The 13,874-nt window shown below is 65.4% G+C and carries 11 protein-coding genes; 1 reads left to right on the top strand and 10 read right to left on the bottom strand.

Going from position 1 to position 13,874, the window contains the following annotated elements; translation table 11 throughout:
• Positions 1-281 precede the first annotated feature (281 nt).
• Positions 282-1,481 (bottom strand): L,D-transpeptidase, encoded by a 1,200-nt coding sequence (locus INQ43_RS04160; protein ID WP_194037195.1) that lies wholly within the window; start codon positions 1,479-1,481, stop codon positions 282-284.
• Between the two features lie 226 nt (positions 1,482-1,707).
• Between INQ43_RS04160 and INQ43_RS04155 the strand changes: the two genes are divergently transcribed.
• Positions 1,708-2,952 (top strand): PAAR domain-containing protein, encoded by a 1,245-nt coding sequence (locus INQ43_RS04155; protein WP_228062615.1) that lies wholly within the window; start codon positions 1,708-1,710, stop codon positions 2,950-2,952.
• Between the two features lie 1,174 nt (positions 2,953-4,126).
• On the opposite strand, the gene INQ43_RS04150 is transcribed toward INQ43_RS04155, so the two are convergent.
• The 9 genes from INQ43_RS04150 to ftsH form a co-directional block, all read right to left on the bottom strand.
• Positions 4,127-5,419: an adenylosuccinate synthase gene (locus INQ43_RS04150; protein WP_194037194.1), complete on the bottom strand. Its 1,293-nt coding sequence runs from the start codon at positions 5,417-5,419 to the stop codon at positions 4,127-4,129.
• Positions 5,420-5,570: 151 nt separating this feature from the next.
• A complete protein-coding gene (locus tag INQ43_RS04145; RefSeq protein WP_194035228.1) occupies positions 5,571-5,762 on the bottom strand; it encodes a DUF2065 domain-containing protein in 192 nt (63 codons plus the stop codon).
• Positions 5,763-5,790: 28 nt separating this feature from the next.
• The gene (locus INQ43_RS04140) at positions 5,791-6,654 is read right to left on the bottom strand and encodes a protease modulator HflC (protein ID WP_194035227.1); all 864 of its coding nucleotides are present in this window, start codon (positions 6,652-6,654) and stop codon (positions 5,791-5,793) included.
• Entirely contained in the window at positions 6,651-7,787 is a 1,137-nt protein-coding gene (gene hflK / locus INQ43_RS04135) for an FtsH protease activity modulator HflK (protein WP_194037193.1), read from the bottom strand. The genes INQ43_RS04140 and hflK overlap by 4 nt, the downstream gene beginning before the upstream one ends.
• Positions 7,788-7,877: 90 nt before the next feature.
• Complete coding sequence (hflX, locus tag INQ43_RS04130; RefSeq protein WP_194037192.1) at positions 7,878-9,185, bottom strand: ribosome rescue GTPase HflX; 1,308 nt, start codon at positions 9,183-9,185, stop codon at positions 7,878-7,880.
• A gap of 90 nt (positions 9,186-9,275) precedes the next feature.
• Positions 9,276-9,545 (bottom strand): RNA chaperone Hfq, encoded by a 270-nt coding sequence (hfq, locus tag INQ43_RS04125; RefSeq protein ID WP_194035224.1) that lies wholly within the window; start codon positions 9,543-9,545, stop codon positions 9,276-9,278.
• A gap of 169 nt (positions 9,546-9,714) precedes the next feature.
• Positions 9,715-10,662: a tRNA (adenosine(37)-N6)-dimethylallyltransferase MiaA gene (miaA, locus tag INQ43_RS04120; protein ID WP_194037191.1), complete on the bottom strand. Its 948-nt coding sequence runs from the start codon at positions 10,660-10,662 to the stop codon at positions 9,715-9,717.
• Positions 10,663-10,876: 214 nt separating this feature from the next.
• Positions 10,877-11,776 carry a dihydropteroate synthase gene (gene folP / locus INQ43_RS04115; RefSeq protein ID WP_194037190.1) on the bottom strand — a complete coding sequence of 300 codons (900 nt, stop codon included), beginning with the start codon at positions 11,774-11,776 and terminating at the stop codon, positions 10,877-10,879.
• Between the two features lie 126 nt (positions 11,777-11,902).
• Positions 11,903-13,810 (bottom strand): ATP-dependent zinc metalloprotease FtsH, encoded by a 1,908-nt coding sequence (gene ftsH, locus INQ43_RS04110; protein ID WP_194037189.1) that lies wholly within the window; start codon positions 13,808-13,810, stop codon positions 11,903-11,905.
• Positions 13,811-13,874 lie beyond the last annotated feature (64 nt).

Here is a 13,874-nt window from a genome sequence, read left to right as displayed (position 1 = left end):
ACGTCGGGGCTTTGAGCCCTACCGCACAGGCACGCCCCGGCATTGATGCGGCTTTCCCCGGCAGCGTTCGTGCTTATGGCGCCGCCTGCGCCGGTCAAACCTCCCACAACGGCGGTTTGGCCACCGGCACAGCCGCTGGTAGTCACTTGCATCGCGCTCAAGCGCTCATCGGCGGTCGCGCGCTGCATTCCGGGCCCCCCTGCTGTCCCGGACACGACAAGGCCGCCCGCGGGCGGCCCTGTCCAAAGTTAACGCTCCGCGTCTTTAAGAACGCGACCGCATTACTCGCGCATCTTGACCGGGACGCCCGGCTTCACCACATCGGCCAGCGCGGCGACGCTCCAGTTGGTCATGCGGATGCAGCCGTTGGATTCGGTCTTGCCGATCTTGGCCGGGTTGGGCGTGCCGTGGATGCCGTAGTGCTCCTTGCTCAGGTCGATCCACGTGGTACCGACCGGGTTGTTGGGGCCCGGCGGGATCTCGGCTTTCTTGTCGGAGGCCGTGGTGCCCGCGATCAGCTTCGGATCGAAGTACCACACGGGGTCACGGGCGACGCCGTTGATCTTCCAGTCGCCGATCGGCAACGGGAACTGGGCGCTGCCGGTGGTCACCGGGTAATGCCCGATTACCTTGCCCGACTCGTCCATCAGCAGCAGGGCGGAGTCGGACTTGTCGATCACCACCTTGGCCGGGGTCGGCAGGCGGGTAGCGGCCTGGATGTTGGGTACGGTGATGGTCTCGCCAGAGGCGAGCTTCACACCGGGGTTGAGCTTGGCCAGCAGCGCCGGGCTGGAGTGGAACTGCTCGGCCACCTTCTCCTCCACCGACTCGTAGGGCAGCGCGTCCACCTTGGCCATGGCGGCGTGGCCGCTAGGGGTGGCGGCAAACGGGCCGGCCACGTCGTCGGCGGTGAGGGTGTATTCGATCAGGATGGGCGCGTCGTCCTTGTCCAGAAGCTCCCACGTGGCGGCGTCCATCGTGCCGGTCGGCTTGATGTCATTCGCACGCTGGAATGCGTCCACCGCGCGGCCCATGTTGCTGCCCACGGCACCGTCGATCTCGCCGGGCGAGAAGAACGCCCGCTCCAGCAGCACCTGCGCGCGCAGCGTGCTGTCCTTGGCCAGCTCCGCATCGGCGGACGCGGCAGTCACCGGCGGCAGCGGCTCAGGCTCGGCCTTCTTGTCGGCGGGCAGTGTCTCGGAGGATTTCTCGTCATCCGGCGGCGGCACCCGATCATCCGGTGCGATCGGCGCGACCGGCTTCGGGTTGGCGGGGTCGGCGTCCTGGACGCCCGTCATATCGGCATTGCCGGTGGTGCCGGCGGTGGCCGGGTCCTGGACGGTGGCGGCGTTGGGAGAAACGCTGGCGTCAAGCTCCGCCGCCGGAATCGATGACTGGCTGCAGGCCGCCGACATCGCGACGGGCAACAACGCGACCATCAGGGCGCGGGCAAGGGTCTTGGAATTCAGGGACTGGGTCATGGGGATGCCGGACTCGTTGGGGGTGCTGTGCAGCAACCTAAAGCGTCGGGCGTGAATGCAATCTCTTGATGGGCGCTGGAACTGAACAAACCCGTTACCGCCGAGCCCACTCACGCGCCGGCAGCAGGCAAACGGAATCCCTACCTGCCGGTCCGAGACGAATGAGACTCGCGCACCCAGAACCAAGCGAAGCAGCGCCGTATCACCAGGAGACGTAGAATCCGCGATGTCCCATCAAGGACAAGGAGAAAACATGACAAGGATGTGGATTGTGCTTGGTGACGCCACTTCGAGCGGCGGCACCGTGATCAGCGGATCACCCTTCACCGACATCGACGGCAAGCCTGTCGCGCGAATCAACGACATGGCGACTTGCCCCACCCACAAGGGCACGTTCCCGATCGTAGATGGGGACCCGACAACCATCATCGACGGCCAGGCGGTGGCCCTGCATGGAAGTTCGATTGCGTGTGGCTGCAAGGTGCTGGCGGTGAAACAGATGCGGGTGTTTGTGGACGCAGGGTCTGGAGCATCGACCGCAGCCGTCGCGGCGGACGCAGCAGCCAACGCCAATGCTGCGAAGGCGAACCATAATGGCGGACCGAGTCCTGCAGCCCGCACGATTAGGGACAGTGCATTCGATGAGCAGATCCGGTTCGTCGGCCCAACCGGTTCGGCGCTGTCCAATATCCGGTATGTGCTGCAGCTGGAAGACGGGACCGAGGTCGACGGCGTAACCGATGACGACGGCCGGACACAGCGCGTCGCGTCCTCCGCTCCGCTCGGCATTACCGGGGCCGAGCTGGTCGCCCCCGAGCAGGAAGCCAGTTGCTGTGCTGCCTTTGGCCTTCCGTCGCAAACAGTTGAAGTGGCATTGGCCGGCGCACGCACCAATGCGACCGCCGTTGGATCTTCCGTGCATGAGGCCGTAGCCAAAGCCGAAGACCGTGGGCTGACCAGCGGCGAGGTCGCGATGCTGCGGCAAGTATTTGGAAATTCCGTGGACTACAAGTCGGTCAAGCTTCACAACCATGGATACTGGCTGCTCTTCGGCTTTCAACCAGATAACACGGCGACTGCACCTAACGGTGATATTTACCTACCGGGCAAGCTGTTCTCAATAGACTTTTCGCTCGAATTGGATCGGGAGCAGCGACTTCTCGTACATGAAATGACACATGTTTGGCAGTATCAGCTTGGCTACCCGATCAAGCGCGTTCGAGGTCCTCGTCCCAACATGACGTATGAGTATACGCTCGACAGAACTAAGCGCCTTTGCGACTACAACATGGAAGCACAGGGAAATATAATTGCGGATTATTACCTTCTCAGATTTCGGCAAAACACTGACGACCTGTATGATTCCAAGTATCGCCATAGAGCCAACCTTCTTGCACTCTATGAAGGCACATTGCGTGACTTCCTTATAACACCGGATGATTCGAACAACCTACCGCAGGTAACCAAATGAGAATCGGAGCTGTCTTCCTACCGCTACTGCTTGCTCCCGGCGTTGGCGGTTGCACTCAGCCAGCCGGCATGTATCAGGACGCAACGATCCGTATTGTAGACTCCCGCCTGTGCTTCTCCGTCGCCGATAGCAAGGAAGCACGGAAAACACCTCCAACGATCGCTGCAATTTCCGTTAGCAAGTTCGTGGATTCTAAATGGGAACGGATATGGGGTTGGATCACTCCACTGGAACCGGAAACGACGCTACATCCGGATGATTGCATCCCATACGGATACCGGCCAGTCAATGACTCACAGCAGCAAATTTATGAGGAACTCCGGCCAGGCGAGCGATATGGCCTATCGATCAATGCCGGAATACCGAATCCATCGCGCCGGGGCGATCGCACTCTGGGCCGTATGTATGGCCAATACTTCTGTCTGCGCGAGAATTCCGACGGGTCGCAGGAAGTCCTTCTGGTTCCGGCGTTCAAGGGCGTGACACAGTGGCAACTGTGTAACGTCCCCACTGATTGACAGGCCCGCTGACAAATCCAATCTTCCTAAGGTGACCAAATGATGAGACCTTGCATCTTCTTTCTGGTCTCGGCCTTACCACTTGTCGGGAGTTGTACTCAGCCGCGGGAGACGTACCAGCAAGCGGAGGTTCGCATGGAGAACGCTCAGCCCTGTTTCTCGATCAATGACACCCACGAGGCGAGAACATCACCACCCGAGATCGCTTCAGTGACCGTGCGCAAACACGGCTCGAGCCAGAGCGATATTGTATGGGGCGTAGATCTTACCGCGGCGACCCCTCATTTTAGATTGGCGCCTGATCAGTGCATAAGATATGCCGCCGAAATACCGGACGCGATTGAGGTAAAGGCGCCTGAACCACTTAAGATTGGCGAGCACTACTCAGTGTCGATAAATGCGTTTATAGAGTCTCCGCAAGGCAAGCCCGACAAGATTCAAAATCGCCGCTACCTTCGTGACTTTTGTCTCAGCCGCTCCGCGAACGCATCGTTAGAGGCGATTTTTGTACCAAGGCGGAGTGGGAAACCCGCTTGGGAAGTTTGCCCAACCGGCTAACCGAGTGGCGACTCCGCACGAACGCGGCAATCCGCATCTCACATCCAACAAAAAAGCCCCGCATGCGCGGGGCTTTTTCTGTCAGCGCAGCGCGGCAGTTACGCCCACGGATCCTGCAGGATCATCGTGTGGTCGCGGTCCGGGCCGGTGGAGACGATCGCCAGCGGACAGCCGGCCAGTTCTTCCAGCGCACGCAGGTAGGCGCGCGCGGCCGGCGGCAGCTTGTCCCACTGGGTGACGCCGTGGGTGCTTTCCTGCCAGCCCGGCAGCTCCAGGTACACCGGCTCGCACTCGTCCCAGCCCTGCGCGTCCAGCGGGGCGTACTCGGTCTGCTTGCCGCGGTACTGGTAGCCGATGCAGACCTTCAGCTTCTCCAGACCGTCCAGCACGTCCAGCTTGGTGATGCACAGGCCGTTGATGCCGTTGATCGCGACCGCCCGCTTGAGCGCGACGATATCGATCCAGCCGCAGCGGCGCGGGCGGCCGGTGGTGGCGCCGTACTCCTGGCCCTTGTCGCGCAGGGCCTGGCCGACCTCGTCGTGCAGCTCGGTCGGGAACGGGCCGCTGCCCACGCGGGTCGCGTAGGCCTTGGCGATGCCCAGCACGTAGTCGATCGCGCCGGCGCCGACGCCGGTGCCGGCCAACGCGCCGCCGATGGTGGTGTTGGACGAGGTGACGTACGGGTAGGTGCCGTGGTCGATATCCAGCAGCGAGCCCTGCGCGCCTTCAAACAGGACGCGCTTGCCCTGCTTGCGCAGGTCGTGAAGGATGCCTGCGACGTCGGACTTCATCGACTCGACGTAGTCGCCGAAGGCCAGCGCATCGTCCAGCGTCTGCTGGAAGTCGATCGCTTCGACGTTGAAGTACTTGGTCAGCACGAAGTTGTGGTAATCCAGCGCGCTGCGCAGCAGCTCGGCCAGCTGCTCGGGGTAATGCAGGTCGGCCACGCGGATGCCGCGACGGGCGGCCTTGTCCTCGTACGCCGGGCCTATTCCGCGGCCGGTGGTGCCGATGGCCTTGCCGCCGGCGGCCTTCTCGCGGGCCTGATCCAGGGCGATGTGGTACGGCATGATCAGCGGCGTGGCCGGGCTGATCTTCAGCCGCGAGCGGACCTCGACGCCTTCGGCCTCGAGCTCGCCGATTTCCTTCTGCAGCGCGCCGGGGTGCAACACCACGCCATTGCCGATCAGGCACAGCGCGCCTTCACGCAGGATGCCCGAGGGAATCAGGTGCAGGACCGTTTTCTTGCCGTTGATGACCAGGGTGTGGCCGGCGTTGTGGCCGCCCTGGAAGCGCACGACCGCACCGATCTCCTCGGTCAGCAGGTCGACGATCTTGCCCTTGCCTTCATCGCCCCACTGGGCACCGAGAACGACGACTGACTGACCCATTGCATATGCTCCTGAAGCATTTGAGGGCCAGCGCACGCCGACCCGGGCGGAGAGTTCCGCACATAGAAAAAGCCGGGAGGTTTTCGCCCCTCCGGCTTTTGCGCATTATCCGGGTTTTTGGGGGTCCGGGCCAGTGCGGAACGACAAGCGCTTACAGAACCCGCACCAGCCATAGCGAAACCACGCCAACCGCAAGCACCACGCCGCCGATCTGGCGCAGCTGGCGGTCATCGAGCTGGCGCAGCTGCTCCATGGTCTGCCGCCAGCGGCCGGGGGCGGCGAACAGGAACAGGCCTTCCAGCACGGCGACCAGCGAGAGGGCCGACAGGAGCTCGACGGTCATGCCGCGCTCCTGCCCGCATTGCCGAGGCTCAACGATCGTTGCCGAAGTACTTCAGGAAGTCGTCGTTGCGCTCCAGCATGATCACGCCCTGGCCGTCGTTGAATGATTCCCGATAGGCCTCCAGGCTGCGCTGGAAGGCGTAGAACGCCGGATCCTTGTTGGCCGCCCTGGCATACAGCGCCGCCGCTTCCGCATCGCCCTGACCGCGCAGGCGCTGGGCGTCACGCTCGGCCTCGGCCACGATCACCGCCTGCTGCTTGTCGGCACCGGCGCGGATGGTCTGGGCCTGCTCGGCACCCTCCGCGCGCAGGCGGCTGGCCACCTGGTGACGCTGGGCGCGCATGCGGCGATAGACGTCCTGGATGACCTGGCTGTCGGTCGGCAGGTCGATCTGCTTCAGGCGCAGGTCAATGATCTTCACGCCGACCGTGCTGGCGCCCTTGTTGATCGACTCCAGCTGGCGGTCGATGATCTCGGCGCGGTCACCGGAGACGAGCTCCTTCAGCGTCCGTGAGTTGATCTCGTTGCGCAGCGAGTCCTTGATGATCGGTGCCAGGCGGTCCACTGCCAGGCTTTCATCACCACCGGTCGCCCGGTAGAACGCGCGAACGTCCTCGATCATGCCCACGGTGAAGAAGTCCACGCTGACGTCCTTGCGCTCGGAGGTCAGGTAGCGCTCGGGCTCGGCGTTGAACACCGTCAGGCGGCGATCGAACACCAGCGCGGTCTCCACCAGCGGCACCTTGAAGTGCAGGCCCGGGCCGATGCCGGTCCTGGCCACGCGGCCCAGGTTGAGCACCATGCCGACCTGGCCCTCACGGACCACGTAGGTGGAGCCCATCAGGCCCAGCAGCACGGCTACGGCGACGGCGATCCAGATGGAATGTCTCATCGGTTTACCTCCGGACGGCCAGCGGGCCGCGGGGTGCGTTCAGTGCGGGAAGGCGGCTGCGTGGCCGATGAGGTATCGGGCGACAGCATCTCGGGTGTCAGCAGCGGTGCGGAGGAGGTATTGGTCGAGCCCGAGGAGCGGCCGGACCCTTCCGGGGCGCCGTCCATCGGCACGTAGATCAGCTGGCGCGAATCGCCGCCGACGATCTTGCGGTTGCCCGACAGCACTTCCTGCACGGTCTCCAGCCACAGGCGCTTGCGGGTGACTTCCGGCGCGTCCTTGTACTGGTCCACCAGCAGCGAGAAGCGGTCGGCGTCACCTTCGGCGCGCGATACGGATGCGTCGCGGTAACCCTCGGCGACCGTACGCACGCGGGCGGCCTGGCCTCGGGCCTCCGGCACGACCTGGGCGGCGTAGGCTTCCGCCTCGCTGATCAGGCGGTCCTTGTCCTGCTGGGCGCTGTTGACGTCGTCGAAGGCCGGCTTGACCTCTTCGGGCGGTCGCGCGTTGGGCAGGTTGAGCTCGGTCACCACCAGTCCGGTGCGGTACGCGTCCAGCGAGTTCTGCAACTGCTCGCGGGCCGAAACGGCCAGGGCATTACGCGCGCCCAGCACGGTATCCAGTGTTGAACGGCCGACCTGCTCGCGCACGGTGCTCAGCGCCGCCTGCTGAAGCATGGCGTTGGCGTCACGGCTGCCGAACACGTACTTCTGCGGATCGCTGACGCGGTACTGCACGTTGATCTCGACCTGGACGATGTTCTCGTCGCTGGTCAGGACCGGCACGTTGGTACCGAAGGTCTTGATCTCGGTGGCGTTGATCTTGATCGCGGTCTCAAACGGCCACGGCAGCTTGAAGTGCGGGCCGGGCTGCAGGATGCGCGAGAACTGGCCGAAGCGCAGGACCACCGCGCGCTGCTGCTCGTTCACCAACAGGAAGCTGTTGAAGGCGAGCCACAGGGCGAGCACCAGCAACACCCAGCGGCCGACACCACCGCTGCCACCGCCTTGGCCACCAAACAGGCCGCGCAGCCGATCCAGCACGTCGTCGATCCCGTTGCCGCCGGGGCGCCGACGCGGCGGGCGGCCACGACCGCTGCCGGAATTGTCACTGCCAGGGGTATTCCAGGCCATGCCTGCTCCTAAGGAAGGTGAACAGCGCCCCTTTGTCGCGGGCAGCCGATGATTCTAGGTGGGAGGGACGCCTGCCTCAAGCAAGCGCGGTCAATGAAGGTCGTGGTCCGCCTCGGGCGGGGGCAGCAGTGCGTGCAACACATCGCCGTCGGGTTGCTCGTGCAGGCGCGCGGCGTCGGCAAGCGACATGTCCACCTGCATCCGCCAGCCATCCTCGACGGACTCCTCGTCACGCACCGCGCCCAGCTCGTGCAGCTTGGCATGCAGCTTGCCCGCACGCGAGGGCACCTCGATGGAGCCGGTGACCCGCTGCAGATCGAGGATCTCGCCGATCGCCTCGGGCAGCAGGTCCAGCCCGTCACGTTCCTTGGCCGACACCCAGACCCGCGGGTGGCCTTCGGCAGGACGGTCGACCCTGGGCTTTGCCTGCTCGAGCTGATCGATCTTGTTGTAGACCAGCAGTTGCGGAATATCGCCCGCACCGATCTCGGCGAGCACCTCGTCGACCTGGGCGATGCGCTCCTCGCGCAGCGGGTCGGCGGCGTCCACCAGATGCAGCAGCAGGTCGGCCTCGCGCGCTTCCGACAGCGTGGAGCGGAAGGCCGCCACCAGCTCGTGCGGCAGATCGCGGACGAAGCCCACCGTGTCGGCCAGCACCATCGCGTGTCCGGACAGCTCGATGCGGCGCACGGTGGGATCCAGCGTGGCGAACAGCTGGTCGGCGGCGTAGGCGTCCGCGCCGGTCAGGGCATTGAACAGCGTCGACTTGCCGGCGTTGGTGTAGCCCACCAGCGCGACCCTGGGCAGTTCGTTGCGGACCCGGGCACGGCGCATCTGGGTGCGCTGCACCTCGACCTTTTCGAGCCGCTTCTGCAATTGCTCCAGCCGCTTCTGCAGCAGCCGGCGGTCGGTTTCCAGCTGGGTCTCACCCGGGCCACGCAGGCCGATGGAACCACCGCGCAGGCTGTCCAGGTGGGTCCAGCCGCGCACGAGCCGGGTCGACATGTGCTTGAGCTGGGCCAGCTCGACCTGCAGCTTGCCCTCGTGACTGCGCGCACGCTGGGCGAAGATGTCAAGGATCAGGCCGGTGCGATCGACCACGCGGCAGCCCAGGATGCGCTCAAGGTTGCGCTCCTGGACCGGGCTCAGCGGGTGGTTGACCAGCACCAGGTCCGCTTCGGTGGCGGCGACGGCGGCCTGCACTTCCTCAAGCTTGCCGGTGCCGATCAGGATCGAGGCGTTGGGGTGGTCGATGCGGGCATTCAGTGTCGCGACCACGGTGGCACCAGCCGAGCGGGCGAGCTCGGTGAATTCCTCCAACTGGTCCTCATCGACGGGACCGCCAGCGTGGGGCTGGATCAGGAGCGCACTTTCACCCTTGCGGGAGCGTTCAAACAAGAGGCAGGGCCTTTGCGGTATTTGGGATCATGCCCGATGAGATGGGTGCGGGATCGCCAAACACAAGCCATGGCCCGAACGGATGGCGAGTCAGGGCGACCCCGCGCCTTCATCGGTGTCCGCCGCCTGCACCTGCCCGCCGCTGGGACCCACGCGCACGTTGCGCGCCGGCACCACGGTCGAGATGGCGTGCTTGTAGACCATCTGGCTGACGGTATTGCGCAGCAACACCACGAACTGGTCGAAGGATTCGATCGTGCCCTGCAGCTTGATGCCGTTGACCAGGTAGACCGAGACTGGAATGCGCTCGCGGCGCAACGCGTTCAGGAAAGGATCCTGCAAAGACTGTCCCTTGGACATCTGAATTCCCCGCTTGGTTTTTCTAGTTATGGGTGGCATGCCGTGTCCGGCACTGCCTGTCGCCGGCATTTCCCCAGCCGGCGCTGGGGCGATGGTAGCGCAACGCGCGCTGCGCAGACGTGCTGCAGATAGCGGATCGGGCCAATCACGCCAGCGCGCGCGAGGACACTCAGGGAAGGAACAGGGCCAGCGCCTCTTCCAGCGATTGGCGCTGGGTCATCGTGTCGAACCAGCGCGCGTCCAGTTCGCCGCGCAACCACGTGATCTGGCGCTTGGCCAGCTGCCGGGTCGCATGGATGCCGCGGTCGCGGAAGTCGGTCGCCTCCCCGCATCCGTCCAGATACTCCCAAGCCTGGCGGTATCCAACCGCGCGGACCGCGGGCAGGTCCAGCGGCGCCGGATGGTCGCGCAACTGTGGCAGTGCACGCAGCTTCTGCACCTCCTCGAGGAAACCCGCCGCCAGCATCGCGTCGAAACGCTGCTCGATGCGCTGATGGAGCACCGCGCGGTCGCGCGGCGCGAGGACCAGTTTCAATACGCGGAACGGCAGGCGCGGTGCCGACGCTTCGTGACGCCAGGAGGTGATGGTCCGTCCCGAAGCGCGATATACCTCCAGCGCGCGCTGGATCCGCTGGGCATCAGTGGCATGGATGCGGGAGGCTGCGGCCGGGTCCAGCGCGGCCAGCTCGCCGTGCAGTGCGGGCAGGCCGCGCTCGGCGATCTCGGCGACGATCTGCGCGCGGATGTGCGGATCGGCTTCCGGCATGGGCGACAGGCCGTGCAGCAACGCGCGGAAGTACAGACCCGTGCCACCCGCCAGGATCGGTACCCGGCCCCGGTCGCTCACCGCCTCCAGCGCGGCGCGTGCATCGCGTGCGAACTCGGCGGCCGAGTACGGCTGCCACGGGTCGCGGATATCGATCAGGTGATGGGGCACGCGCGCCATCTCCGCCGCGTCCGGTTTCGCAGCGCCGATATCCAGGCCGCGATAGACGAGCGCCGAGTCGACGCTGATGATCTCCCCGCCCAGGCGCTCGGCCCAGTCGAGCGCAAGCGCGGTTTTGCCCGACGCCGTCGGGCCCATCAGCGCGATCGCGAGTGGTCGGTGGGAAATCATCCGAAATAAAGCGCAACAGTGAGCGGCAGGCAGGCGGTCATCGGCGAAGCCTAACCCGGCATCGCACAGGGATCCCGGGCGACTTGTTCACAGACCCTGTGGACAAGCATCGGCATCAAGCTGTGGACAACTTACGCAGCGCGATAGCCGGCAAGGGCCGGGCTTACGTTGGTCAATTTTTGACCACGTGGGCGCGGCGATGAAAACGCAGCTGTCAGTCATCATCCGGCCAACGGATCGCGGCGCCGGCCGGACGCTGCTGCGGCATCGGCTGCTCCGCGACCGCCTGCCAGACCTTCAGCGCGTCCACCGTGGCGGCGACGTCATGCACCCGCAGCAGCAGGGCACCGCGCTGGGCGGCGATCAGGTGTGCCGCGACCGATCCGTGGACGCGCTCATCCATCCCATCGCGACCGGTCAACTCGGCGATCGAGCGCTTGCGCGACAGGCCGGCCAGCACCGGCACGCCAATGTCCGAGAAGCGCTGCAGTCCCGCCAGCAAGGACAGGTTGTGCTGCAGGTTCTTGCCGAAACCAAAGCCGGGATCGATGACGAGAAGTTTCTTGGCGATGCCGGCCATTTCCGCGGCGAACACCCGCTCGGCAAGGAACCGGTGCACCTCGCCGACGACGTCCTCGTAGTGCGGCGCGTCCTGCATGTCGCGCGGCCGGCCCTGCATGTGCATCAGCACCACCGGCACGCCGAGCGCAGCGGCCGCCTCCAGCGCGCCCTCGCGCAGCAGCGCGTGGATGTCATTGATCATCCCGGCACCGGCGGCCACGGCGGCGCGCATGACCTCGGGCTTGGAGGTATCCACGCTGATCGGCACTGTGGTCTCGGCGGCCAGGCGCTCGATGACGGGGATGACGCGCCGCAGTTCCTCCTCAGCATCCACCTCCTCCGCGCCAGGGCGCGTCGACTCACCGCCGACGTCGAGCAGGTCGGCGCCCTCGGCGGCCAGACGCAGTCCGTGGGCGACCGCGGCCTCCGTGCCCTGATGGGCGCCGCTCTCGGAAAACGAATCGGGCGTTACGTTGACGATGCCCATGACCCTGGCGCGGTCCAGCCTGAGCAGGCGGCCGTTGCAGTCCAGGACGGTGGCGGTATCGAACACGGCGGGCTCCGGGGAATACGTGCGGGGACCCATTGTTACACCCGCCCCGGCCGGGGAAAGCGCGATCGCCGGAAACAGAAACGCCCCGGTCAGGGGCGTTCCTGTTTCATCGCGATGTTCTGCCTCTTAAAGCTGCTCGGCCGGCCCACCGATCGGACCCGGCGAGCGCGGGGTGTCCTTGGGCGGCGGCGGCAGGTTGTCGGTCTTGCCCCAGTCCGCCGGCGGGTTGGGCTTGCGCCCGGCCATGATGTCGTCGATCTGCAGGGCGTCGATGGTCTCGTACTCCAGCAACGCGTCCGCCATCGCATGCAGCTCGGTGAGGTGCTTGTGCAGGATCTCGGTCGCGCGCTGGTAGGCCTTGTCGAGGATCCCGCGCACCACCTCGTCGATCTTGCGCGCGGTGTCGTCGGAGACGCTCTTGTGCTGGGTCACCGAACGGCCCAGGAAGACCTCGTCGTCCTCCTCGCCGTAGGAGATCGGGCCCATCTCGTCGCTCAGGCCCCACTTGGTGACCATGTTGCGGGCCATCTTGGTCGCCCGCTCGATGTCGTTGGACGCGCCGGTGGTGACCTTGTCGGCGCCGAAGATCAGCTCCTCGGCGACGCGGCCGCCGTACAGCGAGGCCAGCTGCGACTCGATCGCGGTGCGGTTGTAGCTGTACTTGTCACCCTCGGGCAGGTACATGGTCACGCCCAGCGCACGGCCGCGCGGAATGATGGTGACCTTGTAGACCGGATCGTGCTCGGGCACGACGCGACCGACGATGGCATGGCCGGCCTCGTGGTAGGCGGTGAGCTTCTTCTCGTCGTCGCTCATCGCCATCGAGCGGCGCTCGGCGCCCATCATGATCTTGTCGCGGGCCTTGTCGAAGTGGTCCATGCGGACTTCCTTCGCGTTCTCGCGGGCGGCAAACAACGCCGCCTCATTGACCAGGTTGGCCAGGTCCGCGCCGCTGAAGCCCGGCGTGCCACGCGCAATGGTCATCGGCACGACGTCATCCGACAGCGGCACCTTGCGCATGTGCACGCGCAGGATCTCCTCGCGGCCACGCACGTCCGGCAACCCGACCACGACCTGGCGGTCGAACCGGCCCGGGCGCAGCAACGCGGGATCCAGCACGTCCGGGCGGTTGGTCGCCGCGATGACGATCACGCCCTCGCCGCCCTCGAAGCCGTCCATCTCGACCAGCAACTGGTTCAGCGTCTGCTCGCGCTCGTCATGACCGCCGCCCAGACCGGCGCCGCGATGGCGACCGACCGCGTCGATCTCGTCGATGAAGATGATGCACGGCGCGCTTTTCTTGGCCTGCTCGAACATGTCACGCACGCGGCTGGCGCCGACGCCGACGAACATCTCGACAAAGTCCGAGCCGGAGATCGCGAAAAACGGGACCTTGGCCTCGCCGGCGATGGCGCGCGCCAGCAGGGTCTTACCCGTACCGGGAGGGCCGACCATCAGCACGCCGCGCGGAATCTTGCCGCCCAGCTTCTGGAAACGGGTCGGATCGCGCAGGAACTCGACCAGCTCGCCGACTTCCTCCTTGGCCTCATCGCAGCCGGCGACATCGGCCAGGGTCACCTTGATCTGGTCCTCGCCCTGCAACTTGGCGCGCGACTTGCCAAAGCTCATCGCGCCCTTGCCGCCGCCCTGCTGCATCTGCTTCATCACAAACAGCCAGAAGGCGATGATCAGCAGGATCGGCAGGAAATTGAGCAGCACCGACCAGAACGACGGGCCGCCCGGCGGCACCTGCTCGATGCCGACGTTGTGCTGCATCAGGTCGTTGACCAGGTCCTTGTCACCGGGGCTGAAGGTGGTGAATTCGGATCCGTCCTTGCGCTTGCCGGTGATCGTCGTCCGATCCTCGTCAATGCGGACCTTGTCGATGCGGTCGGCCTGGACCTGCTGGATGAACTGGTCGTAGGCAAGGGGGCCGGCGGCGCCGGGGGTACGCGGGCCGAATGCCTGGAACACCACCATGAGAACCACGGCGACGATCACCCACAGCATCAGATTCTTGGCCATGTCGTTCATAGGTTACGGATCACTTTTTTGTGCGGACGGCCTGCCACGGCAGACATCGGAAAGAAGCAGCGAC

The sequence above is a fragment of the Lysobacter sp. H23M47 genome, assembly GCF_015209765.1.
GTDB lineage: Bacteria > Pseudomonadota > Gammaproteobacteria > Xanthomonadales > Xanthomonadaceae > Novilysobacter > Novilysobacter avium.
Note: the sequence above shows the minus strand (reverse complement) of the source record. Positions and strands in the feature narration are given on the sequence as shown.

Excerpts from the sequence above, each read along its gene's own strand:
- miaA (WP_194037191.1), bottom strand. The coding sequence starts at position 10,662 with ATGATTTCCCACCGACCACTCGCGATCGCGCTGATGGGCCCGACGGCG.
- INQ43_RS04145 (WP_194035228.1), bottom strand. The coding sequence starts at position 5,762 with ATGACCGTCGAGCTCCTGTCGGCCCTCTCGCTGGTCGCCGTGCTGGAA.
- INQ43_RS04140 (WP_194035227.1), bottom strand. The coding sequence starts at position 6,654 with ATGAGACATTCCATCTGGATCGCCGTCGCCGTAGCCGTGCTGCTGGGC.
- hflK (WP_194037193.1), bottom strand. The coding sequence starts at position 7,787 with ATGGCCTGGAATACCCCTGGCAGTGACAATTCCGGCAGCGGTCGTGGC.
- ftsH (WP_194037189.1), bottom strand. The coding sequence starts at position 13,810 with ATGAACGACATGGCCAAGAATCTGATGCTGTGGGTGATCGTCGCCGTG.
- hfq (WP_194035224.1), bottom strand. The coding sequence starts at position 9,545 with ATGTCCAAGGGACAGTCTTTGCAGGATCCTTTCCTGAACGCGTTGCGC.
- INQ43_RS04155 (WP_228062615.1), top strand. The coding sequence starts at position 1,708 with ATGTCCCATCAAGGACAAGGAGAAAACATGACAAGGATGTGGATTGTG.
- INQ43_RS04150 (WP_194037194.1), bottom strand. The coding sequence starts at position 5,419 with ATGGGTCAGTCAGTCGTCGTTCTCGGTGCCCAGTGGGGCGATGAAGGC.
- INQ43_RS04160 (WP_194037195.1), bottom strand. The coding sequence starts at position 1,481 with ATGACCCAGTCCCTGAATTCCAAGACCCTTGCCCGCGCCCTGATGGTC.